This window comes from Vibrio sp. 3-2(1), from assembly GCF_963887575.1.
GTDB classification, from domain to species: domain Bacteria; phylum Pseudomonadota; class Gammaproteobacteria; order Enterobacterales; family Vibrionaceae; genus Vibrio; species Vibrio anguillarum.
In genome coordinates, this window is sequence record NZ_CAWPGB010000064.1 from 72085 (window position 1) to 95069 (window position 22985).

At 39.7% G+C, this 22985-nt stretch carries 18 protein-coding genes, 1 other RNA gene and 3 pseudogenes; 9 read left to right on the forward strand and 13 right to left on the reverse strand.

Annotated elements, in window-relative coordinates; genetic code table 11:
- Positions 1-175 precede the first annotated feature (175 nt).
- Positions 176-2203, forward strand: coding sequence for a DNA phosphorothioation-associated putative methyltransferase (locus AACQ79_RS16850; RefSeq protein ID WP_170899425.1), 2028 nt, complete (start codon positions 176-178; stop codon positions 2201-2203).
- Here the strand turns inward: AACQ79_RS16850 and AACQ79_RS16855 are convergent.
- A complete protein-coding gene (locus AACQ79_RS16855) occupies positions 2190-3245 on the reverse strand; it encodes a cysteine desulfurase family protein (protein WP_094128305.1) in 1056 nt (351 codons plus the stop codon). The two genes, AACQ79_RS16850 and AACQ79_RS16855, sit on opposite strands and share 14 nt — an antisense overlap.
- Before the next feature lie 351 nt (positions 3246-3596).
- Between AACQ79_RS16855 and AACQ79_RS16860 the strand changes: the two genes are divergently transcribed.
- Genes AACQ79_RS16860 through AACQ79_RS16870 form a run of 3 tightly spaced genes read left to right on the forward strand, consistent with a single transcriptional unit; the run spans position 3597 to position 8821 of the window.
- Entirely contained in the window at positions 3597-4553 is a 957-nt protein-coding gene (locus AACQ79_RS16860) for a DUF4007 family protein (protein WP_115339576.1), read from the forward strand.
- Positions 4554-4556: 3 nt separating this feature from the next.
- A complete protein-coding gene (locus AACQ79_RS16865) occupies positions 4557-7925 on the forward strand; it encodes a hypothetical protein (RefSeq protein WP_170899426.1) in 3369 nt (1122 codons plus the stop codon).
- The gene (locus AACQ79_RS16870; RefSeq protein WP_094128296.1) at positions 7922-8821 is read left to right on the forward strand and encodes a phosphoadenosine phosphosulfate reductase domain-containing protein; all 900 of its coding nucleotides are present in this window, start codon (positions 7922-7924) and stop codon (positions 8819-8821) included. The genes AACQ79_RS16865 and AACQ79_RS16870 overlap by 4 nt, the downstream gene beginning before the upstream one ends.
- A gap of 77 nt (positions 8822-8898) precedes the next feature.
- Here AACQ79_RS16870 and AACQ79_RS16875 read toward each other — a convergent pair whose 3' ends face one another.
- The 5 genes from AACQ79_RS16875 to AACQ79_RS16895 form a co-directional block, all read right to left on the reverse strand.
- Complete coding sequence (locus AACQ79_RS16875; protein WP_115339578.1) at positions 8899-11049, reverse strand: GmrSD restriction endonuclease domain-containing protein; 2151 nt, start codon at positions 11047-11049, stop codon at positions 8899-8901.
- Positions 11040-11972, reverse strand: coding sequence for a restriction endonuclease PLD domain-containing protein (locus tag AACQ79_RS16880; RefSeq protein WP_170899427.1), 933 nt, complete (start codon positions 11970-11972; stop codon positions 11040-11042). Before AACQ79_RS16880 ends, AACQ79_RS16875 begins: the two co-directional genes overlap by 10 nt.
- A complete protein-coding gene (locus AACQ79_RS16885) occupies positions 11972-13780 on the reverse strand; it encodes an ATP-binding protein (RefSeq protein ID WP_170899428.1) in 1809 nt (602 codons plus the stop codon). Before AACQ79_RS16885 ends, AACQ79_RS16880 begins: the two co-directional genes overlap by 1 nt.
- Positions 13780-15423: a DEAD/DEAH box helicase gene (locus AACQ79_RS16890; protein ID WP_170899429.1), complete on the reverse strand. Its 1644-nt coding sequence runs from the start codon at positions 15421-15423 to the stop codon at positions 13780-13782. Before AACQ79_RS16890 ends, AACQ79_RS16885 begins: the two co-directional genes overlap by 1 nt.
- A 369-nt stretch (positions 15424-15792) precedes the next feature.
- Complete coding sequence (locus tag AACQ79_RS16895) at positions 15793-15972, reverse strand: hypothetical protein (protein WP_170899407.1); 180 nt, start codon at positions 15970-15972, stop codon at positions 15793-15795.
- Between the two features lie 279 nt (positions 15973-16251).
- On the opposite strand from AACQ79_RS16895, the gene AACQ79_RS16900 reads away from it, so the two are divergent.
- The 3 genes from AACQ79_RS16900 to AACQ79_RS16910 all read left to right on the forward strand — a co-directional run bounded on the left by AACQ79_RS16900 (position 16252) and on the right by AACQ79_RS16910 (position 17745).
- Entirely contained in the window at positions 16252-16647 is a 396-nt protein-coding gene (locus AACQ79_RS16900) for an ACT domain-containing protein (RefSeq protein ID WP_170899430.1), read from the forward strand.
- Between the two features lie 99 nt (positions 16648-16746).
- Entirely contained in the window at positions 16747-16899 is a 153-nt protein-coding gene (locus AACQ79_RS16905) for a hypothetical protein (RefSeq protein ID WP_013857464.1), read from the forward strand.
- Between the two features lie 288 nt (positions 16900-17187).
- Entirely contained in the window at positions 17188-17745 is a 558-nt protein-coding gene (locus AACQ79_RS16910; protein ID WP_013857463.1) for a hypothetical protein, read from the forward strand.
- Positions 17746-17761: 16 nt separating this feature from the next.
- Here the strand turns inward: AACQ79_RS16910 and AACQ79_RS16915 are convergent.
- The 5 genes and pseudogenes from AACQ79_RS16915 to smpB all read right to left on the reverse strand — a co-directional run.
- A pseudogene (locus AACQ79_RS16915) lies at positions 17762-17884 on the reverse strand (integrase); the annotation flags it as partial.
- Positions 17885-17998: 114 nt separating this feature from the next.
- Positions 17999-18082 (reverse strand): annotated as a pseudogene (locus AACQ79_RS16920) (transcriptional regulator); the annotation flags it as partial.
- A 2-nt stretch (positions 18083-18084) separates the two neighbouring features.
- Positions 18085-18438: pseudogene (locus AACQ79_RS16925) on the reverse strand (type II toxin-antitoxin system HipA family toxin); the annotation flags it as partial.
- A 416-nt stretch (positions 18439-18854) separates the two neighbouring features.
- Positions 18855-19221, reverse strand: a transfer-messenger RNA (tmRNA) gene (gene ssrA, locus AACQ79_RS16930).
- Between the two features lie 67 nt (positions 19222-19288).
- A complete protein-coding gene (smpB, locus tag AACQ79_RS16935) occupies positions 19289-19774 on the reverse strand; it encodes an SsrA-binding protein SmpB (protein WP_170899432.1) in 486 nt (161 codons plus the stop codon).
- Positions 19775-19890: 116 nt separating this feature from the next.
- Between smpB and AACQ79_RS16940 the strand changes: the two genes are divergently transcribed.
- The gene (locus tag AACQ79_RS16940) at positions 19891-20322 is read left to right on the forward strand and encodes an SRPBCC family protein (RefSeq protein WP_013857438.1); all 432 of its coding nucleotides are present in this window, start codon (positions 19891-19893) and stop codon (positions 20320-20322) included.
- Positions 20322-20624: an RnfH family protein gene (locus AACQ79_RS16945; protein WP_010319507.1), complete on the forward strand. Its 303-nt coding sequence runs from the start codon at positions 20322-20324 to the stop codon at positions 20622-20624. The genes AACQ79_RS16940 and AACQ79_RS16945 overlap by 1 nt, the downstream gene beginning before the upstream one ends.
- A gap of 111 nt (positions 20625-20735) precedes the next feature.
- Here AACQ79_RS16945 and bamE read toward each other — a convergent pair whose 3' ends face one another.
- Together bamE and recN are read right to left on the reverse strand one after the other, a co-directional pair.
- Positions 20736-21095, reverse strand: a complete 360-nt coding sequence (gene bamE, locus AACQ79_RS16950) for an outer membrane protein assembly factor BamE (protein ID WP_026027472.1) — start codon at positions 21093-21095, stop codon at positions 20736-20738.
- 144 nt (positions 21096-21239) lie between these two features.
- Positions 21240-22904: a DNA repair protein RecN gene (gene recN / locus AACQ79_RS16955; RefSeq protein WP_170899433.1), complete on the reverse strand. Its 1665-nt coding sequence runs from the start codon at positions 22902-22904 to the stop codon at positions 21240-21242.
- Positions 22905-22985 lie beyond the last annotated feature (81 nt).

The window sequence follows — 22985 nt, forward strand, 5'->3', positions numbered from 1 at the left end:
CGAGCAAAAGTACGCATGCTGTCGGTTGCGAGCATAGGAGCGTAGTCAGCGTTTTGTGCCTCAAGCTGATAATGGTTTTTGGGGTATTGTTAATATGAATTACTATGAAGGGGGCTGTAACGGTACTTTAAAGTTGTTAAAGTGGCATCAATAGTTACATTGTAAGTCGAGAAATATGGATTTTCAGATTTTTAAATCATTGATTAAACAAGTGAAAATGGGTAAGCAGCTACCTGACGCAATCTATATTCATAAAGATGCGATGAATGCAATTCCTGACTCATTACAACATTTTATTCCTGCAGTAGCGCGAGCTGTAAATCTTCCCAGCGAACAATGGAACTTGATTAAACTGTTTAAAAATGAGTTCCGCTTATCACTGCTCAGTTATCCAGAGTTTTATAGCGATTCATACCCCGCTCTCGAGCAAAGCCTTAACGTCGATTTGAGTAAGCTCACTCACAAAGTGACCTGTTACCGTTCTTCAGATAACCCGCCGATCTTGCATCGAAAGGAAACGATGATACTACCAGATAGTGAATACTATGATCACTTTGTTGCGCTTACTCAAGAAGGAGAAAAGGCCGGTCTATATGACAATACTCGGACAATTGGTTTTAAACGATCTTGGTTAAACTTGATTGAGAAAAAAGGGTACCAGTTAGTTGAGGGTCGGTTATTGAAGGTAAATAGCGTTGCTATGAACGATGACTCTCAACGCGTTGGGATTGATCGTCATAAAACCGCAATTGTTCGCCATGAACTCTCCAGCCCTGTAAAGACTTTAGCGAAACAAGGTTATTTAGACGGGCGATTTTCCATTTTTGATTATGGATGTGGGCGAGGTGATGATTTAAGGGAGTTAGAAGCTCACGGTCTTGATGTTTTAGGTTGGGATCCTGTATTTTTTCCTGACACAGAGAAAGTCAAGTCAGATATTGTGAACTTGGGGTTTGTGTTGAATGTCATTGAGGATCAAGATGAGCGACTTGAAGCGTTATTGAATGCTTGGGATTTGACGGAAAAAATGTTAGTTGTGTCTGTCATGCTAGCAAATGAGTCGTACGTTGCTCAGTTCCGGCCGTTTAAAGATGGAGTGATAACGTCTCGTAACACATTTCAAAAGTATTATGCCCAAACAGAGATCAAAGGATATTTAGAATGTTCTCTACAAGAAGATATTATTACTGTTGCTCCAGGTGTTTTTTACATATTTAAAGACAAACTTGAAGAGCAACGCTACCTACAAAGTAAGTATCAAAGACATCATACCTGGCAACAACTTACCTCACCTCAGCTTGTCGAGAGTAAAGATAGGGCCAAACTTGTCATAACCCAAAACAGCAAGCTGTTTGATGATTTTTGGAATGCTTGCCTCGAGCTTGGCCGTATACCTGCAAATGATGAGTTTGAGCGTTCTGAAGAAGTAAGAAGTTTAATTGGCCCTCACAAAAAAGTATTTGGATTACTTCAGGAAATGTTTGATACTCGTGAGTTTTCTAATGCAGAGAAATCCCGAAAAGAGGACTTACTTGTCTATTTTTCTATGGGGCTATTTGACAAACGAAAACCCTACACACAACAACCTGAAAGCCTAAAACGCGATATTAAAGCCTTGTTCGATGATTATCGTACGGCAATTAATCTCGCAACAGAGCTGCTTTTTGCGATCGCAGATACCGAGCTAATGAGAGATCAGTGTTTAAAAGCCCATAATCAATTACCTGCGAGCATCCTCAACGAAGGGCATTCTCTGATTTTCCATAAAAGCTACATAGAAAAGTTACCGCTTCTTTTACGCGTTTATGTTGGTGCTGCATTGCAGATGTATGGTGAACTCGATGACGCCATTGACTTGGTAAAAATACATATCAACTCCGGTAAGCTTACCTTGACCCATTATGATGATTTCGAAAAATCAGTCCCGTATTTAGTCGAAAGAACCAAGATAAAGATGGCAGATCAAGATATCGATTTTTTTGACTATGTTGATGAATCACGTCGCCCACCATTACTCAATAAACACTTGTTGCTTGATAAGCAGAGTGAACAGTATGAAAAGCAAAAGAGCTTTGATATGAGACTATCAAAGCTCTTAGGGGCAACGGCAACCAATGAAGTCATTTTGCACCGGCAAATGTACGAGGAACGCTTGCTTCAAGCAGGAAAAACCGTCTCCGGCTTTCGCCTCAACTCTCGCTAAGTTTGTATGGAGGAAGGCTGATGCGGTAAGTCCGTCGGGCGATTTCTTCGGACATCCCAATCGCTGTTAGTACATGTGAAGCCACATTTGATAGTGCATTACACGCGGAACCTTGAGAAATCAGCCAAGGGTAAGCGCTCGCAAAGCGCTTTACTTCTTCATCAGTGTGGAATGTAACACTCCATGTCGACGGTACTACGTACTCACCGCCGTTCCTTATAAAATCAAACTGCGACATGACTTCGAGAAATTGCTTTTCTATAGGGGCCGATTTTATTGGATACGATTCTACCGCTGCCGCTAGCCCTACGATCAATGGGGTCGGGGAGGTACCGCCTCGCAACCCTGCTTCTTGGCCACCACCGTGTATAAGTGGGACTAGTTTCGAGTCTCTAGCGTCACGTACGTAAAGCGCACCAATGCCTTTCGGGCCGTAGATTTTGTGGCCTGATAACGAGAGCATGTCTATATCCATATCGTCCACATCGATATCACACTTGCAAAAACTCTGGGCAGCGTCAGTGTGAAATGGGATATTGTGTTCAAAAGCTATCGCACCAAACTCTTTTATAGGTTGAATGGTTCCAAGTTCATTATTGACATGATGGATAGAAATCAGAATGGTATTGCTCTTTAACTCTGCTGAGAGAGAAGCCGGTGAGATGCGACCATTCTGATCTGGTGATAAGTAAGTCACGTCAAAGCCGATCGTCTCGAGAAAAGCGCAGGTATTGAGAATACACTTGTGCTCTATCTCTGAAGTAATGATATGGCCTTTGTCATCAAGATGTTTGAAAGCTACACCTTTTAGAGCGAGGTTATTCGCTTCACTTGCCCCACTCGTAAAAATAATTTCACTGGGAAGTGCGCTAATCTTCTCTGCTATGATTTCTCTTGCTTGTTGGATAGCTTGATAACTTTTTCGGCCTGCTTGGTGTGCAGACGAGGGGTTTGCGAAGTTATCTTCCTCCCAAGGCTCCATCGCTTCTTGAGCGTATTGAGAGACTGGTGTTGATGCGGCATAGTCATAGTAGTTTTTCATTAGGTAACACTGAGTTTGAGGGCTGAGATTAAAAATAATATGATCATTTTTATCGTATACCTATTATGTTTTATCTTAAAGGTTATTCTCAATGAATTTGGTTTAACCTTATGAATTATATTGGATAATTATTTGTGACACTCTCTGATAAATGTAGTGGTTAGATAACGTTATAGTTTCAATCACACAATGAAATCGCTCATATAGTGTCATTATTTGGATGGAACTTTTGTGAGCACTGTTTAAAAAAACAGTGTTATGTCACTTTTCGGTAAATGTGCCTAGACCTGAAGATATTAATGTGTAAGATCATCGTTTGGATAAAATCTCCAATTCAGCAAGGTAAGCACATTGAGTATCGAATCAACGTCCCTGAAATTTTCCGGACATCAGACCTTTCCTATCCGTTATGGGTGGATTTATAAGATTATTCAAGAGGTTGTGGGTGGCGAGTCCCTTTCAAGTCAATTGAATGTTGAGAAACAAATGCAATCTATGGGGATGGGGAAGAACATGGTGCTTTCAGTCCGTTACTGGATTAGAGCGCTTAACTTGGTGACTTGTGTTGATCATAAAGAACAGACTTATCAACTGACTCCTTTGGCTGAACAACTTTTTACCGTCACAAAAAGGAGTCCTGCTTACGATGAATATCTCGACAAAATTGGCACTACATGGTTATTGCACTGGTTATTACAATCAATGTCTTCAATCGGTGGTGAACTTAACGCAGCAAGGTTTTTCTTTAATTATTTCAATGGAATAAAGGTAAGGAAAGAAACGCTTGTTACAGAAATCAATGATGCTCTCGTTAACCACGAAAAGGAGTTAACAGAAGTTACTCTGAACAAAGATATTGACTGTTTTTTACATATGTATGCTCAGAAGTCACTACAATCAAGCAAGATAAACGAAGATAGCTTTGCTTCGCCTTTCACTGAACTGGGTTTGCTAAAGCAAGAAGACTCAAAAAACTATCTTGCTGAATTAGCTAAAAGACCTTCGCTTCCCATTGAAATATTTACGTATGCTCTCATCGACTTTATGCAAAGAAGACAAAGAGAAAGTAATGCTAACAGCTTGTCTTTTGATGCATTACTTAATGACGTTGGCTCTCCTGGTCGAGTGTTTCGATTATCTTCTGCTGGTTTAAGCGACAAACTCGATCAAGTCGAAATACTCACAGAGAGAAAGATTGCATGGACTGACACTCAGGGACTAAGACAAGTTCAACATTCTTTTGACGATATAAACGATGTTAAACCAGAACAGTATCTAAAGCACTATTACTATCCAGAGGACAAATAAGTCGTGACTTTAAGCAATAAATATTCAATAGCCACACGTCATCAACGTTCTACTCGAATTGATAGTGACTTAAGTACGGACTTCTTCTCTAGGTTGGTTTATCACGGCACTGCGCAATCTGCGTTAGACACTCTCTTTCGACAGTATGGTCAAACTGGTCAAAGAGTCTTTACTTTAACCGGCGCTTACGGTTCAGGAAAGTCCACTGTCGCGCTCTTAATGGCAGGATTACTTCACCCTGAGTCAACTATTCATAAGACTGCTATCCAATCAATCAATGAGCAGACTAAAGCCCTATTTGTAGAAAACACTTTCTACAAAAAAGGGTGGTTACAAATTCGTTCCGTGGGGGGAGTTAGTGGTCCAGTAGAAACCTTCTGGAAAGCAACATTAAGTGCACTCGAAGAACATCCTAATACTTGTAACACTAAGTCGCTAAAAAAGTATTACAAAGCACCGGTTAAAACAGAAAGTCAGCTTATAAGCTCATGGAAATCTCTTTTCGAAGAAGTTTCTCCACTTATCGATGGTGTTCTTGTCATTGCCGATGAAATGGGGAAAAGTCTCGAATATATTAATCGTAGTGGTGGTGATCTACACCTCTTTCAAGATATTGCGGAAGAGCTTTCTCGTTCTCAAACTCCTGTCATCTTTTTGGGTTTATTGCATCAAGCGTTCAGTGAATATGCAAAAGAACGTGGTACTAAGCTGCAAGATGAATGGGCTAAAATTCAAGGCCGCTACAGTGATATTCTGTATAACGTATCAACCGATGAGACGGTTGCACTCATTAGCAATTCGATCAAAACAACTCAACAGAAAGTTAGTGACGATCCACTTGTAAGCCGAGTCCTCAAAGCTTTAGTCGATAAAAAAGAGCGAAAGGAACTATTAAAGTCCCGTTTGGATCAGTGTGTTCCGTTACATCCATTAACGGCATTGTTACTTGGTCCGATAGCAAAGCGACGTTTTAGTCAAAATGAACGCAGTACATTTAGTTTTCTAAACTCCTATGAGCAGTTTAGTTTTCAGCTGTTCTTACAACAGACGAGTGATGCGGATGCACGTTATGGTCTGAGCGATCTTTGGGACTATCTCGAAGCGAATATGTCACATGCCATTCTAAGCTCTCCTGACGGCCATGGCTGGGCTACTGCGGCAGAAGCGATAAGAAAAGCATCAATACAAGATTTTCCTCCTCAAACAGTTCAGTTATTAAAAACTATTTCGTTAATTACCTTGTTTGGAAAAGCGGCTAACTTGACTGCAACTGAGAGCGTTCTGCTAACAGCGACAAGTATAAATGAACCTAAGCAATTGAAAGAGAGCTTACAGCAACTTCAAAATGTTTCTTGCATTGTATACAGAAAGCATTTGTCGTCTTGGGTTGTCTTCGAGGGATCAGATCTAGATATTGCGAGCTTAGTTGAAGAGAAAGTCGAGCAGATCAATAACAGTAATGAGGCTATTGAGCGTATCGGCTTCAGTTCTCAAGTTATAGCAAAAGGCCACTACCATGAATTTGGTACACTTCGTTGGGCGACTCAAACAGTGGCGGTTCAACTTAACCAGGTTGATATTGGTAGTTTGAAAAAATCTCGTAACGGCGAATTTGCTAATTTCTTATTGCTTTTAAAAGAAGAACAAGAAGATAAACTACGTGAGTTAACACTCAATGATCAATCTCTGGTAATTACTTGTGCTAGAAATGCTAATGAAATCATTTCATTGGCAAACGAAAAGTACGCACTAGAATTAATTAAAAGCGATAAAACCACTGGGGCCGGTCTTGCTCACGATAAAGTTGCACGAGAAGAATATAAAGCAAGATTATTCAACGCACAGTCAGCACTAGAAACCGCTCTCGCAACTGCATTTAATAGTGCGCGTTGGGTTTATAAAGGTCAAGTGTATGAAAAGGAAACAATGAGTGAAATCGCTACATTTGCAGCGGATAGCATTTTCAATCAAACCCCTAAAATTCTAAATGAGCTAGTTAACCGAAATAAATTATCAGGCACAGCTGTCTCTGCTCTCAAAAAACTCCTTGAGGCAATGTTGGAAGCTGAAGATTCTGATGAGTTAGGTATTGAAGGCTTCCCTCCGGAGAAGTCTATGTATATTAGTTGCCTTAAAAATACCGCAATTCACTCCGCAGAAGGTGAAAATGGACAACATTGGTTTAGAAATAATCTAGATAACAAATTCAATGCCGTATTCGCTGCCGCTGAAAAATTCTTAAAAGCACGCAAAGGAAATGAAGTTAAACTATCGGAAATCGGCCAACTTTGGGCTAGCGAACCGTATGGATTAACTAAAGGCGTTATACCTATTTTCCTTCTTGCATTTCTTAAATCTATGAGTGAACAGATTGCTTATTATGAAAAAGACATGTCTGGTGAGTTTGCTTTTATTGCGGAGCCTGATCGTGATTATGTTCATAAACTCATCAAAAACCCAGGTGATCTTGCGGTTAAATATATTGTTCTTGCTAAAGAAGAGCAAGAGTGGTTGCAGCATCTAGCGATATTCGCCGCTGTACAATCTAACCGTGATGTATCCAATAATATTCTATCGGTTGCAACTCCACTTGTTACAGTTATGCACAATTTGCCTCAATGGGTAAAAAATGCTCATCAAATCGTGCTGGACAACAATACAATGAATAAAACTTGCTTAAGAGTAAGAGATCTCTTTTTGCAAGCGAACGATCCACACACTTTGCTGATTAAAGATTTGAAGAAAGAATTACTGGCTTATGGCGCAAAAGACTATACAAGCCAGATTGATTTGTTAGAGGGTTGTTTTAAGGCATTGCAAGGAAAGCATGAACAGATGCTTTCTGCCATCAAAGTAAAGGTCAAAAGTATTTTCCCTGAATCAGGTGAAGAGCTTGCTCAAATGTGCCAGTTCGTAGAAGAGCATTCTGGTGACTTACGTTTAAAAGCGTTCGCACGTGAACTTGCTAAAAGTGATACCGGTTTGCTGCAATGGTTAGAGAGCATAATCCAAATTGTTACTGGGCGAGGTAAACAAAATTGGAACGAAGGTATTCTACAAACCGCGTCAAATAAAATAAGTGACTATGCACAGGATTTCTTGAGTGTCGTGAAATCACAGCATAGTAGTAACCTTTCAACCACCATGGGCAAAACAAAATTAGTGTCACTGGTTCTTGAAGGCGATGACGGCAAATTAAACTCGTTTAAGAAAGAGATACGTGCAATTGATGCGGCACAATTGCAGCCAACGATTAATGCAATTGAATCTCAGCTCTCAGGGCTTGATGATTTCCATAAAATTAATGTCTTACAACAATTATTAAGAAAGTCTCTGGAAGTGCAGGATGAAAATGACAGGTGTTACTTATGAGTGAACAACGCAAAGTCAAACATGTCCTTGGCCTCTCTGGAGGCAAGGATAGTGCGGCGCTCGCCGTGTATATGGCTAGGAACTATCCTGAACTCGATATCGAGTACTTTTTCACGGATACGGGTAAGGAGTTACCCGAAGTTTATGAGTATCTAGAACAATTAGAAATTGTTCTCGGTAAACCTATTTTGCACATCAATGACAAAAAAGGGTTCGATTATTGGCTAGAGCAACATAATAACTACTTACCTGCAGGACAGCAGCGTTGGTGTACAATTCGAATGAAGCTGGAACCATTTGAGAAATGGATCAGACCGTTTCTTGATGACGGCTATGAAGTTATTTCCTATGTTGGTATCCGAGCGGATGAACCTTGGCGTGATGGGTATCGGCCAAGTGAAAACCAAAAGTACCTCACGATCAAAATGCCCTTTGCCGAAGATGGTATTAAAAAGCAGAGTGTTTTAGATATTCTTGATAGCGCAGGACTTGGGTTACCTAAATATTATCAATGGCGATCTCGTTCAGGATGTACGTTTTGCTTTTTCCAGCGAAAAATCGAGTGGGTACGTCTTCGTGAAGAGCACCCTGAAGCGTTCGAAGAAGCTAAGTCGTATGAGAAACGTGCCGAGACCAGTGCTAACGGTGAAACTTTTTTCTGGATGGGCCCTAATGAGCCATTAGAAACATTGGAGGATCCTGAACGTATTAAGCAGATTAAGGAAAATCACGAAAAGGTAAAAGCGCGTTTTGAGAAGAAGAAACAACGAGAGCGTAAACGCCGCCTAGGTATGCATGCCATGGTTGATGAAAGCATGCTTATTGATACCTTAGATATGGATGCCATGTACGACCTTGAAGAAGGTGGTGGGGCTTGTATTACTTGCTACAAATAGTGCAATTTCTATGAATCCAAATAAAAATCTCTTTGTCAAAACGACAAAGAGATTTTTATTTATATATGTTGATAATATCAAGCAGAAACGATCGCTTTATAAAATAGCGTTTTTAAAAACGTTTTACGTTTTCTAAAAAATTCTTGAGTAGGAGTGTTATTTACGTTATTTTCTTCAAACAATTGTCTAGTTTCGGTAACTAACCAATGATCACCTAGTCCTGACTTTTCTAGGTATTTAAACGCTTCACTAAAAGGTTGATTAGATTTACTCATATTAAGACTGCCAGGTAAGGGAAACATATTACCTAAACCATTGACTATGATTTTTCTGTCTTCGTTGTCGAAGTATTTTGATTGGTTGTGTTCTGGAATATTATTTGGTTCCATATGATCTAAATGAAGTTTTTCTACTTCACTATCGCTTAATGTTTTCTTGAACTCGTTTTGTTCGATTTTTATTGAGCTAGATTTTATTAGTCTGGCAAATAGTATGCAAATTTTCACATCACTCTTATTATAAAGCCAATTTTCTAACCATGAGTCTAACTCAGATTCCAACCGTTTTGTGATGAAATCAGATTCAAGGAAGTTGATACTTTTTGATTCGATATAGTTGTTTTTTATTAAAACTACAGCATATTCTCGCGGAGTTTCTGCTGAAGGAGCTTGCATAACTAATTGCCAAATTCGTTTAGAAAGTTTGTGTATCTCAATATGAGAGGTACTATCTTTAATTAATTCACTGAAAAACTTATTTACTAGCTTAGGTTCAAAATTATGAGATATGTTTATTTCTATATATTTAAAAATGACGTTGGTCAACCCGACTAAAACACCATATTGCCCCAATGCTGCAAGTAGATGGACTAGTTTTTCTGTGTCTGTATTATTTATTGAATATTCAGATTTTAAGGCTCTTTTATTTTTACTCTTATGCCATATATCAAACGCGTGTACAAAATTTGTTGCAGCCTCGAGCGTATTGAAGTCTTTTAAAAAATCGGAATCTCCATATCTATTTCTAGAATTCAAGTAACTCGTTATTTTAATTCTGTTTTTTTCACTAGATTGCAATAGATAGTCAGTTTCACCTGAATAGAAAGACGAAAAAATGTAAGTAATTAAAGGTTTGTGAGCCTGTTTTATCCCATCAGGAAAGATAAGTTCTCCCCATTGCTCTTCTCTGCTTTCTATTATTTTGTCAATGTGGGATTCTGATTTGTTTTTATTAGAAAGGCAGTATTTTTTGTAAAATTGATTTTTTATTAGATCAAGATCGTCTAAAGATAAAGCTCGATCATTTAGTACTTCAAATAATGTGTATGCATCATTTACACTGCCTGTTTGAATTACACAAAAATTAACTTCCTTCATGAACTTTTCAATTGTCTTTATTGTGTTTATTGCTTTGAGAAGAGGTTCGTCTTCACTACTTCCACTGATTTTCGTGAAATGATCGAATATCGCTTTAATCGAGTTCATGTATTGAGTGACTATAAGACTGTTATCAACTTCAATAAATTCAAGCGTTTGTTCATTCTGGCTGTCAAGTTTAATTAAACAGTTGGTTAGAGCTGTTTTAAGCTGAATATTAAAAGCACTTCTGTCATATGAAAGTTTTATGTTTTTTTCATCAAAAGAATTGATTAAAAGTGTTTTGTATTCATATTTATAATTTGATTTCCCTTCAGGTGAAGTAGGTAGATGAATGCTATTTAGGAATAATTTAAGTAATTGTTCTTGTATTTCAGCTTCATTATTAACGCTCTTTGCATCTTCAAAGCTATCAATTTTTTCTAATATGTTCTCTTTCAGTTCTTCAAAGGTTTCTTTGTCGAACTCACCGTACAGGTATGTCGCGCTAATCAGCAAGCTATCGAGTAAGCCTGATACTCTCGACCTTCTGTACAAAAGTGCCTCTCTAATAGCTAAGCGTGTAATTAAATAGCATACAAAGTTAATTAGGAATACTGTCGTATATCTTTGTTGGCCATCAATTAACTGATGAATTATGCCACTATCTTTTTTTACAGTAACAATTGAACCTGTAAAATAACTGCCTCGCTCCTCGTTTAACCAATCATTAATAAGTGTATTAATGTATTCTGGTGGCCAACGATAAGGTCTTTGGTAATGAGGGATGCTAACTAAAGCTCTATCGGTACCCTCTTCAGTGCCAAACGTTATATTATAGTAGTTTGTTATTTTTGCTTCTTTTAATTCCATATCTTCTCTCTAAGCTTTAATACTTCACTTTTTCTACCTGGAACATAGATTTCCAATTCGTCATTTGCATATAACTTTAGATACGAGTAAAAATTCTCTTGAAGGTCTTTCACTTCTTTCCTATAAGGTGCAGGATCATCTGTAAGTGCATCGTGCAGTAAACGTATGACTTGCCCGAAGCCCAAATCCCTATCACTTTTGTTTTCTATAATTTGTTTTATCAGCCACCTATACGCTTTGCTTTTTTTAAAGAGTGTAGAGGCTACTTCAAAATCTTCTCTGATATTTTCTATCTGTGCAAATGGTAAGGATGGATTAACTTCATATTCGTTAGCAAAAGATCCAGGTGGACTTAGCGGAAAATCTGAAACGAAAAGATCTTTAGATAGTGAGATAATTTTTTCTGGCCACTCCATTTTATGTTCTGAACTATTCATTAATTCGATATTTGAAAGGTACTCTTCCATATTATCAATTGTTTGATTGGTTAATTCAACGGCAGAGGTAACGATCTTATTGATAAAAGCTTTCGAGGTTTCGCAAGCGGTTATTTTGTTACAGGACTCTAGATTACTAATATCAACAAGTGCTAGGCCTTTACCTGTAAGGTTTGCACTACCATTAAAAATGATGTCTTCATCTATCTGATAAATTTTGGCATGGAGATTTGTAAGGGCTTTAACGGTGTAGCCATTATTTACGCAATCACGTAACGCATTTAAATCGCTAGAGCCTTTGATAAAATCGAGAGGTGAGAAGCGTCCAACTAATTGTACGGCTGGTTTGTTATCTGTCATTAATGAGCTCAACCAGCGAGTTGCTGGCTGAGTCATAAAAGCAGAAATAATCGTCAATCTGTTGCAATGAGGAAGTAGCGCTTCTAATTCTGCTTTAAGTTCACTATTAGAAATAAGACCCGACATCAAAAATCATCCATACTTTCATCAGAGGGTTCTTCTAAAAACTCGCTAATCACCAAACCCCATTCACGTCTCACAGAGTTTAAGTATGCCAACCGTTTATCATCAGTTGTTTCATTCATTACACGAGCAAAGCCAGCAATTGTTGTTTGCATTACTTCGAGTTCGTCGGGGCCAAGTTTACTTACCAGCTTTTTGTAAAATATGTGGTTAGTATTAAATAAAACGAGTGTTAAGCCTTTGCTCGTTGATACGTCAAAGAAGGCTTCAGAATCACGTGCCACATCTTCAATTAGGAAACGGTTTCCTGTCAGAATTAGACGTTCGGCTTTTTCTTCAGCTTCTTCTTCAGTCATACCACCCACAGTTTTTAGGTGATCGATAACGTCTTTTTTATTTAACTCTTTTGGTGGTTCTTCTTTTGATTTATGTCCATGGGTATCGCGATTAGCAGATCCTTGAGTGGCTTTCGAGGCTGCACCTTCTGAAATAGTTTTAGGTTCCTCACCTTTAACCGCTTTACCTTCAACGTTTATTGTTTCTAATGATTTAGTTAGTGTTGTTACATGCTTTTTAATAACAGCGACGACTTTGAGGACTTGTAGTAGAGGATCTGAGTTCTCCTCAAGATCACGTAAATATTCTTGCTCTGTATCAAAACCGGCTTGTGTGGATATACTTTTTATTTCGTAAGGTATTAATCGAATTGCATCTTGTTTATTGTTAGTGACACCAAAGACGGCATCTAATGTCGGTGGGAAAGAGACTTCTATACCAATAAATCGTCCTTTACTTTCTCTCAGAGCGGAAGTTAAGAAAGAGTCTCGCAAAACTAACTCTCTATTCGCTCTAACAATTGAAACGCCGACATTCTTGCCACAGTGTTTTCCCCATTGAGTACCGCCTAATCTTCCGATTGTCTCTTTAAGAATTCTATTAGCAATGGTCTTTTTAACCATTGAAGTAGTCACAGTTACATCGTCTCGCTTAGGTTCCCCATTCTCATCAATATATTCGACAGAAATGACTTCCTCATCCATTTTTTCAAAAAATGCTTCACCCTTATAGTTTCCTGGAAGCTCAGGTAATGAAGTGTTCTTTTTAAGATACATGGGGTCATTAGCTTTAAATGTTTCACGGTCATAAACATCTAGCCTGTCCAGATCTGACTTACGGTAAGTGATGCTTTCGATTTTAATATTATCGTCACTGATAAAGTTGCGATACATTCTGCCCACTAAAAGTTCACAATGACGATAGATCGACTTACCTGTCTTCCAGCTGAGTCTATCAAGTTTTGACCAAATTATTAGCGTTCCAGATTCTGGCCTTTTCGTAAAAAAGGCTTTTTCATATTTTGTAGGAATAGGCATGGCGACAGGATTTGGAACTTCTTCAAGCTGTCCACTTTTCATCTCATCGACATCTAGGTAGGTATAGTGGGGTTCACTACCGTTTTGCCAACTCCAAACTTCAACACGTCTGCACTGAGATATAGATGAGTTTGGTAAACCCATACCAAATTTACCCATACCCTTTATATCTTTTCTGTGTGTTCCACCGCCAAACTGCATAGCAATACGAAGAGTGTTTGTATCCATCCCAATACCATTATCCCATAGTGAAATTTCGGATACGGTATAGTTCTTTTTCGCGGCTAATTGTTCTTCGATGAAGCCTACTTCAACACGAGTAGCTGTGGCCTGTAAACTGTTATCAATTAGTTCAGCAAGTGCGTAGGCAGTATTGGTGTAGCCGTTATCCCGTAATGATTCAATAACGGTTTCAGCACTTAAAAATCGGTTGCTCATTATTTTATGTCCTTTTCTGCCCACATGTCGTTCCAGTAACCGAATGCGAGACTGATGCTCTGAAATTCTGGTATGTTGTCCATCACGGTATAAATATTACACTCACGGTTACCACCACTCTTATAACCGCGCATTGCACGACCTGCCATTTGTAAATATTGCACTAATGAGTTCATGGGCTTAGCGATAACCGTGACATTAGTTTTAGGTGCATCAAAACCAGCTGTTAAAACGTTAAAATTAACAAGAACTTGTATTTCACCGTTTTTATATTGCGCGATTTTTGCTCTTCTGCTCTCATTATTGTCGTTTTTGCTATCAATAGAGGCTGCTTTAATTCCTTGGTAGGAAAGTGCTGTTGCGAGGTTAATTCCATGCTCAACAGTACATGCGAATACGATTATTTGAGAGTTTTGGTTACATTCATCAATAATGGTTTTTATAATCTTACGATTTCGTTCTACATTGCTGGCTAAGGCTTTCATAGTCTCTACGCCTCCAGCATCCCTAAGTTCATAAGCGGAAATCTGGGAATGATCATAATTGAGTGATTTGAAATTAGCTTTAGCAAGGTAACCTTGCTCTACTAAGTAATCGATAGGAGAAAGATAACCAGATATTCGCATTGATATTTTATTGTTGTAGAAAAACTGTGCAAGCTTCGCATCCTCTTCAGACAATCCTATTGTTGAATAGCTACGGCCCGGTGTTGCAGTGAGTCCGACCAGATCTGCATGGAACGATTTATTAGTGATAAAGTCTTGTACTACTTCTTGAAATTTAGGTGCAACTGCCTTGTGTGCTTCGTCAAAAATAACCAAAGTGACTTTGTCTGCCAGTTCTTTGTAAAGTAACTGTAATTGTCTAGAGTCTGTTTTTTTTATGCTTAAAAACTTGTGCAGTCCTGCAACAATAAAACCAGAGTCAATACCACTTAAGCTCTCATTCGAGTTTGAATAAAAACCGTATACAGATGTAGGACGGTTGCCTAGCGATTTCCATGCATTAGAAAACTCATCATAGGCTTGGGTGCATAGTTCCTCACGATCAGCTAACCAAAGAACAACATTGGTAGAGGATGCTCTCAAATGTTCACAAGCAATATTCATTGCAGTACGAGTTTTACCAGCTCCGGTTGGTAAGTGAATTAAAACTCTTTCTTTTTCATTGTTTAGGTTACTAAAAACTTGTCGACTGATGTCTTGTTGGTAAGGATAAAGCCCATAACTTGGCTCGATATGAGCAAGACTTTGAAACTCGGTGTTTTGTGCTAGTTGATTTTCATAGAGCTTAGATAAACCGATGACAGCAGAAAACTGCTCGAGATTTTCTTCAGACCAACTGATGATCGCATCATAGTGACTAGGCGTTACTTGGCTTGGTTGAAGGTTAAAGCTTGGGAATAATTCAACGATTTGCTGGTGGCTTAGTCGCTCAATAAGCTTAGTGCGTAATAGTTTTTCAAAAATAAACTCGACCTGTTTAACACTTGCAACGACTCGTGCTAAATGATTTTTATTGAAAGAACTGCGCTCTATATCCTTGTTGTAATCATCAATTTCAAGTGTAAAGTTTATGGCGCTTGAAGGGATAAATTCTAGTAGTTCATCTTCAGAAAAATTTGACAGTATTTCGGTAAGCATTTTCATCCCTTAGAATTTGCGATAGGTGTACGATAGTGCCATTAAAAATGAATAGTTAATGTGTTCATGACTTACTCGCTAAACTAATTGCCATTAGATTCAATAGATTACCCCACCACACAAATACCTGCAATGTTCTTAAGGTTTTAGCTGCATATCGATCACAACCGTCTGCCAATACTTAAATTGACTATGGCTCACAGAGAAAGAAAAAACGATTGTGCGTTTTGAGTGTAAAAGTCGACAGACACAGATATAAGTTCAACTGAATTAGGTCCATATTGTAACTTTCTCATCTTTACTGCTCAACAGGTTGCACTCTAACTGTGAGCTATCTTATGAAATAAGCAGACACCTTAGATATATTCACTATTTTTCGATGAGTTGTAATTTGTCTGGGTGATTAAGCGCTTTAGCGACGGCAGGAATAAACTTGGTCAGTGTTGTTGGTAAGGCACTGAACGCATCTTTATGTAAGTAGATAGCCTCTGGTAGCTGTTTACCGATTTTGATTTGCGCCACTAACTGTGAAAATTGTTCTGCGTCCATACCATCACCTGAAATACATGTTTGCGGAGAGTATAAAGCATTCAGATAGTATTGAGTGATGTGTTACGTTGATCTTTTTGATTTTAAATGCATCTTGTTTTTTCTTTATTAACATTGCGATTCTCTAATTAATTGAATTTTATTTAATTTTTATTTCCTTCTTGTTTTTTAATTGTGGTTATAAGAATAATTAATCACTAATTAATATTATTAATTTCACTTATTCCACAGAGGGCTTTACTCTGCACTTCGGCTTCAATTTGAATGAGAAAGAAAAATATGACAGCGATTACTGATTTAGAAGTTTTACTGCAATCCATGTCACCCGAGTTGGTGGGCGGAAGTTATGTGTTTTGTACTGTGCAAGGGGCATTAGCCGATTATTTGCATTTAGAACCCGTGGCGACATTTCAAGAGCGTGAAGGGCTGACCTTGGTCGTTGAGCAGCAAAAGGCCATTGCGGCGCAGCTCGATTTTGAATCGGTATTCAGCTTAATTACGCTGACGGTTCATTCAAGTTTAGAGGCGGTGGGTTTAACGGCCGCTTTTGCAACTAAGCTAGCTTCGTATGGCATCAGCGCTAATGTGATGGCGGGTTATTATCATGACCATATTTTTGTGCAACAAGAGAAGGCAGAAAAGGCGATGGCAGCACTCAAAGAGTTCGCACAATAATGATTTCCTTGCTACCTGCAACTCCAAGTTGTTTGGTTATAAATATTCAAAATAGCATAGTTTGATGCAACCAATCGGTTAAGTGTAGAGGATAAGTGTATGAGTAATATGGTAATGAAAGTGAAGACGGCATCTGGTCGGCAAGTGACCTATCACCGGAATTTAACGGCGCTGCGCCAGTCGTTTGACCAAGCTGGGATTCGTTACCAGTTGATTGAGACGAAAGTGGTTGCGGTTCGTTCTCCTCGCTGAATGAGTTAGCGTACGTCAGTTAATTTTCATTCAGGGATGATTGAATGTGTCAAAAGGGGAGTGGTGATGCGTTTGTTGAGTTTGCAGTTTTGTTTCCAAAATTGAGAAACATATTTTCGAGAATAAGCGTGTATTGATAAGAGTCTTTTCTAGGATTTATACCGAATGCCGTGATATTATCCTGCGCCCAACGGCTAGGTGGTGGGTTTATAAACCACTACTGGCCTTATTAGTAGCAGATAGTTTCATTGTTGTGGATGATGATTCTATGTAAAAAGAGACCATATTTTGCTTGATATATTACGCGAAGTATTAGGATGGACATCTGTCGCATTCTATATATCACTCACTATTTTTAATTCGATGAAGTTTACTCGCTATGCTGCATTTGCTTCGGCTGCGAATGACATTGCTTGGTCAATTTTGATGGGCTGGTGGCCTAAAGTCATCCTTAACCTGTCGGTTGGTGCCATTAACGCATATCGATATGTGAAAGATTTTACTAACACCAGCAAAATGGTGATCAATTCTGCTGCGGCTTTGATGGCGAGCGGTATTCTTTATATTGCTTATGTGGCCGTAAGCAGCTTTATCAATAACCCCACACTTGCCGAAGCCTTGCAGTTTGGCGATCTCGCGTTAATTTTGTTGGCACTGTATATGACTGACCTGAAAAGGTTCCGTTTGCTCATGTTCTTATCGGGGTTTGTTGGTATGGCTGCCTATTTCGGTAACCCACAAATGATGATTATCAAAGCGTTGGTTATTGGCATTATGGCTTACAAGCTTTTCCGCGCCGATAAACTCACGACAGTCGCTACCCATCAGCAACAAACGAATGCATAACTGCGGGTGTGTAAACTGACCTCCGCATTTGTACAAGAGAAACATCAGGGTGGCGTCCTAAGTTGAGATTGGCGCGCTTTCTATTTATTGAGCGATAGTCATTGAGTTGCCATTGTTTAGAGCCACCTGGCAAAATCATCAATTTCCTGCTTCAAAAGGAACTGAACCCGCGTCCATGTATTCCTAAATCATTTAAAAATACTAGCTTGTTATAGCAATTCAATCTAAATCAAGAGCGCTGATACTGAGCATTTTACCCATCCTCACCATCTATCAATAGCGATTTTAACGCATCGGGAGAAGAGGGGAGCAGTCCGACTTTTAAGCCAAATGGTTTGAGTTGCCAATAGGCGACATCGTGCCAAACTTGAGCAAAACATAGTCTTGTTCATCTGAACTAAGGTCTTCAATATCTAGGTATTTAACCCAGTACCGTCTACTAGCGCCGTTAGGCATAATATCGTCTAGAAACTTTAACCATCTGGGTTTACCCATGTCATCAAAAAAGAATGAGACAGGGTGGTTGAGTGAAACAGCGTGAAATTCATCTTTATCGTGATGCTCTAGAGCATAGTCGCTGAGGTAGTTGAGTTCAGTCACTCGGAAATTATGTTGGCTACTTTTAGGGAACGAGATAATACCAATATCTATCCATTCACCTTTGATAAAAGCTTGTACGGTTAGTTCTTCCATCGACAACACCTCTACTTATCAATGAGTAAAATTTTACTCTTAAAGTTCTTTTCTTTTAAGTTATGAGTAACTATTTACTCGTTAATGTGTAATGAGATTCTTTGTGAGTAAATTGTTACTCATAATCTGTAAGTCAAAAGTTTTGATGAACAGAATGGATGATTTCAGCGATGAAAGCTGCGATAGGAAGTGGGGCGTTAATAGTTTGTACAGTGATGCAAGTTGTTCGTAATAAATGAACAGTTACCTTGAATGAACAAAGTGGTTGAGGTGAGCTGTGGCAGTGTTACGAGGAATGTTACGAAGTGACAGAGATTAAGTGAATCTCGATGAGACTCCCTGAACCACTTAAAGCTAGATATGACAAGGGATTAGAAAAGAAAAAAGACGTCCTAGGACGTCTTTAAACTTAGAATTGGTGGAGCTGGCGGGATTTGAACCCGCGTCCGAAAATCATTCATCATTGGTACTACATGCTTATTCGATCTTTAATTTCACCATCAAACTGCGAACCGACACGCTATCTAATGGCTATCCTGAATTAGTTTTAATGCTTTGTCTCTCAGGCGGGAGACGCGGCACGAGCTTGTTTGGTTTTGACTCTCTGTTGTTCCCCGTCTTACGAGCGGAAGCTAGGGCAGAAAGGCTCTTGGCAGGTTATTAAGCTGCTAGTGCGTAGTTTTCGTCGTTTGCGACTATTTTTTTGCGGCTTTTAACGTGGCAAACCGCCCCACGGCATGCACCTCAGACTGCAAAATTCCCGTCGAATCCAGAATCAGCCCCAAGTGTGTTGACGCATACTACCAGAAAACCTTTGTCTGTCTAGCTTTCTGCGTCTAAGTGGTCAAGATTAACGCAATGAGCTCTTCATTACGCGTGCTTTCTCTCTTGCCCAATCTTTTTCTTTTAAATCATCACGTTTGTCATGCAGTTTTTTACCTTTCGCTACACCAATTTTGATTTTCACCCAAGAGCGAGACCAATACAGTGATAGTGCGATAAGTGTCATGCCTTCACGGTTGATGCGTCCATAAAGGTTATCCAGTTCACGGCGGCTGATTAACAGCTTGCGCACGCGAGTTGGGTTGGCAACCATGTGAGTGGATGCTTGCTGCAGTGGCGTTATTGTCATTCCGGAAACAAAGGCTTCTCCGTCTCGCATGAAAACGTAGCTTTCTGCGATATTCGCTTTGCCTTGACGAAGAGATTTGACTTCCCAGCCTTGGAGCTCCATGCCAGCTTCTACTTCATCTTCGATAAAGTATTCGTGGCGAGCTTTTTTATTTACAGCAATGGTATTGCTACCTGCTTTTGAGTTTGATTTTTTCTTTACCATAGTGGCGGCATTATACGGCTTGGTTTGAGCTTAGGAAATCCTTTTATTTGCGTAGGATAAGAATAAAAGTAAAATTGTTACACACCAGACTTTTTCGGTGGTCATGAGGAGAGAATATGAAGCAAGTCAGTCGTTCTGCTTTAGTGTCTTTTAGTGCAGAACAAATGTTTAATCTCGTGAATGACGTTGCTCGTTATCCTGAATTTTTGCCAGGTTGTTCTGGTTCTCGCGTTATTGAATCTTCCGATTTGTCGATGGTGGCTTCGGTGGATGTTTCAAAGGCAGGGATAAGTAAGACGTTCACAACGTCGAATGTGTTGGTGGCCAGTGAAGCTATTTTGATGAATTTGGTCGATGGTCCTTTTAAGGCTTTAAAAGGCGGTTGGTATTTTACTGCACTTGATGAACAGGCCTGCAAGGTTGAACTTAAACTGGAGTTTGAATTTTCGAGCAAAATGGTGGAATTGGCTTTTGGCAAGATATTCAATGAATTGACCAGTAATATGGTTAACGCATTTACCAAACGAGCGAAACAGGTGTATCAGTAATGAGTATTGAATCTGAGATGATCCATGTTGAGGTAGTCTATGCATTGCCTCATGAGCAAAGAGTACTGAATTTGGTGGTAGACAAAAACTCAACCGTCGAAACGATAATTCAACAGTCCGGTGTGCTTGAGCTCTACCCAGAGATTGATTTATCAAAAAATAAGGTCGGGATTTTTAGTCGTAACGTTAAGCTAGATTCGACGGTCAGAGACCGTGATCGCATTGAAATTTATCGTCCGTTATTGGCCGATCCTAAAGAGATCCGTCGCAAGAGAGCCGAGCAGGCAAAAGCGCAACAGTAAACGTTGCTGCGGTATTGGATGCAAGATAAAGGGCTCGTTATGAGCCCTGTCCGTTAGTGTCACTCATTGTGAGGTGCACTTTGGGTATCATTTGTTTGAACGTGTTTTCGTTCAGTTTACGCCTTCAAAAAACCGTTCGCTAGGAGGGTAGTCGCCACTGATTTCCATCAAAGCACCTGCGGTATTAAATGTCGCAATCAGGTTTTTCTGTATCGATTCTTTGTGGCCTTCCGTGTGGTGATAAATGTAATACCAAGTATCGGGATAACCGTTTTCAATAAGCATCGGCGACCCCATGACAAACCTAACCTGTTCTTTGCTCATACCGAACTTGAGTTGATCGACGGCTTGCTGTTCAACGTAGTTGCCTTGGTTAATATCAATACGATAAACGAGTTTTTCTAATAAAGAGCACCCAGTCAGCATTGTCATTGCTAAAGGGACTGCGATTAACCACTTTTTTAACTGCATATTCAAAATTCTTTGCCAATAGGTCGTAAAACTGGACTGATAATAAACAAGCTCGCAGCAGAAGTAAAAAATAGACTGAGCTACGAGCTAGTTGAGACTGCAAATTTTGAGTTTGGTTGCAAACCTAAAAAGAAAAATGTCAGCTTAGGCGGCGATCAGCAGTTCTTTCGCATTAGCAAGGGTAGATTCGGTGATTTGGCTACCCCCTAAAAGGCGAGCAAGTTCAGCGATGCGTTGTTCACTATCTAATCGTTTCATTTGTGTTTCTGTTTTTCCTGCTTTGGCTTGCTTGCTAACAAACAGTTGTTGGTGCCCGCAGCCTGCTACTTGTGGTAAGTGAGTCACACACAGTACTTGAGTTGATTCACCTAATGTTCTTAGCATTTTTCCGACTACCGCTGCTGTCGGGCCACTGATACCAACATCGACCTCATCAAAAATAAGGCTAGGAGTGTCTACTTTTTGAGCGGTGATCACTTGGATTGCTAGAGATATCCGTGACAGTTCTCCGCCTGACGCGACTTTAGCGATAGGCTGCAGCGGTTGACCTGGGTTGGTTGAGACTAAGAAAGTAACTGTGTCAAAACCCAGTGGTGATGGATGCGTTGTTTCATGATTAACTTCGATGCAGAACTTGGCTTTTTCCATGCTCAGTTCGTGCATGCTATTGGTGATTAATTTATCTAGCTCTTTCGCGTAACGGCTACGAGACTTATGCAGTTTGTCGGCACAGGTTGCAAACTGCTGATACTGTTTGGCAACGTTACTTTCCAGTTCTTGTAATTTATCTTCAGAGCAGTCAAGTTGCGCTATTTGTTTGAGCAGATCTTGGTGGTGGTGGTAAAGCGTTTCAGGAGCGATGTAGTGCTTGCGTGATATGGACATCACTTTAGAGTAACGTTCTTCTACATAAGCCATACGTTCAGGATCGACATCGATACTGTCCAGATAGTTTCGCAATTCACTGTTGGCTTCTTCGAGTTGGATGATGGCTTCAGCCACCATGTTGGGTAAGGTGGCAAGTTTTTCATCTAACTCGGCCAGTTCAAGCAAGGCGTGGTTGGCTGACTGCAGCAAACTTAGCGCATTGACTTCTTGCCCCTCATAAATAAGTTCAATGGCTTGCTGGCAAGTGGTAGCAAGCTCACCACTGTTGGCTAAACGTCTGTGCTCTTGTTCGAGTTCGGTGAACTCTTCTTCACCAATCGCCAATTCATTGAGCTCTTTGATTTGATATTCCAGCAGTTGAACTTGAGCTTGGTTTTGTTGACTATTTTCTTTGAGTTGATTGAGCTGGTTATCTGCTTGACGCCACATTTGGTAGGCTGAGCGTGTCTCTTTGACAAGACTCACGTGACCTGCGTATTGGTCCAGCATGCTCATTTGATACTCACTTTTCATGAGTTGATGATGGGCGTGTTGACCGTGAATGTTGATCAGTAATTGACCTAGAGCTTTGAGTTGTGAAAGAGGCACAGGGCTGCCATTGATGAAGGCACGAGAGCGGCCATCTTTGGTGATGATTCGGCGTAAAATACACTCTTTTTGGTCGAGCAAGTCATTGTCTTCCAACCAGCGCGTGGCGTTGAGGTTATTGTCCAAAATAAAGGCGGCGCTGACTTCGGTTTTTTCTTCACCCTGCCTGACCATTCCTGCTTCCGCACGGCCACCAAGGCATAAACTGAGCGCGTCAATTGCAATGGATTTACCCGCACCGGTTTCGCCAGTAATGGTAGTCATTCCTTTGGAAAGCTCTAACTGCAATGATTTAACAATAGCAAAATTATTCACACTTAAATGAGCCAGCATTTCTGTACCTATATAATCAAATAACACTGTATAAGTGAACAGTATAAACTGTTTTTTTATACAGTAAAGATGCCTGTCAGA

Bases quoted from the DNA above. Each gene is read 5' to 3' on its own strand.
- recN (WP_170899433.1), bottom strand. From the start codon at position 22,904: ATGCTGGCTCATTTAAGTGTGAATAATTTTGCTATTGTTAAATCATTG.
- AACQ79_RS16900 (WP_170899430.1), top strand. From the start codon at position 16,252: ATGACAGCGATTACTGATTTAGAAGTTTTACTGCAATCCATGTCACCC.
- smpB (WP_170899432.1), bottom strand. From the start codon at position 19,774: ATGGTAAAGAAAAAATCAAACTCAAAAGCAGGTAGCAATACCATTGCT.
- AACQ79_RS16905 (WP_013857464.1), top strand. From the start codon at position 16,747: ATGAGTAATATGGTAATGAAAGTGAAGACGGCATCTGGTCGGCAAGTG.
- AACQ79_RS16940 (WP_013857438.1), top strand. From the start codon at position 19,891: ATGAAGCAAGTCAGTCGTTCTGCTTTAGTGTCTTTTAGTGCAGAACAA.
- AACQ79_RS16895 (WP_170899407.1), bottom strand. From the start codon at position 15,972: ATGGACGCAGAACAATTTTCACAGTTAGTGGCGCAAATCAAAATCGGT.
- AACQ79_RS16850 (WP_170899425.1), top strand. From the start codon at position 176: ATGGATTTTCAGATTTTTAAATCATTGATTAAACAAGTGAAAATGGGT.
- AACQ79_RS16870 (WP_094128296.1), top strand. From the start codon at position 7,922: ATGAGTGAACAACGCAAAGTCAAACATGTCCTTGGCCTCTCTGGAGGC.
- AACQ79_RS16885 (WP_170899428.1), bottom strand. From the start codon at position 13,780: ATGAGCAACCGATTTTTAAGTGCTGAAACCGTTATTGAATCATTACGG.
- AACQ79_RS16880 (WP_170899427.1), bottom strand. From the start codon at position 11,972: ATGTCGGGTCTTATTTCTAATAGTGAACTTAAAGCAGAATTAGAAGCG.
- bamE (WP_026027472.1), bottom strand. From the start codon at position 21,095: ATGCAGTTAAAAAAGTGGTTAATCGCAGTCCCTTTAGCAATGACAATG.
- AACQ79_RS16945 (WP_010319507.1), top strand. From the start codon at position 20,322: ATGAGTATTGAATCTGAGATGATCCATGTTGAGGTAGTCTATGCATTG.
- AACQ79_RS16890 (WP_170899429.1), bottom strand. From the start codon at position 15,423: ATGCTTACCGAAATACTGTCAAATTTTTCTGAAGATGAACTACTAGAA.
- AACQ79_RS16855 (WP_094128305.1), bottom strand. From the start codon at position 3,245: ATGAAAAACTACTATGACTATGCCGCATCAACACCAGTCTCTCAATAC.
- AACQ79_RS16875 (WP_115339578.1), bottom strand. From the start codon at position 11,049: ATGGAATTAAAAGAAGCAAAAATAACAAACTACTATAATATAACGTTT.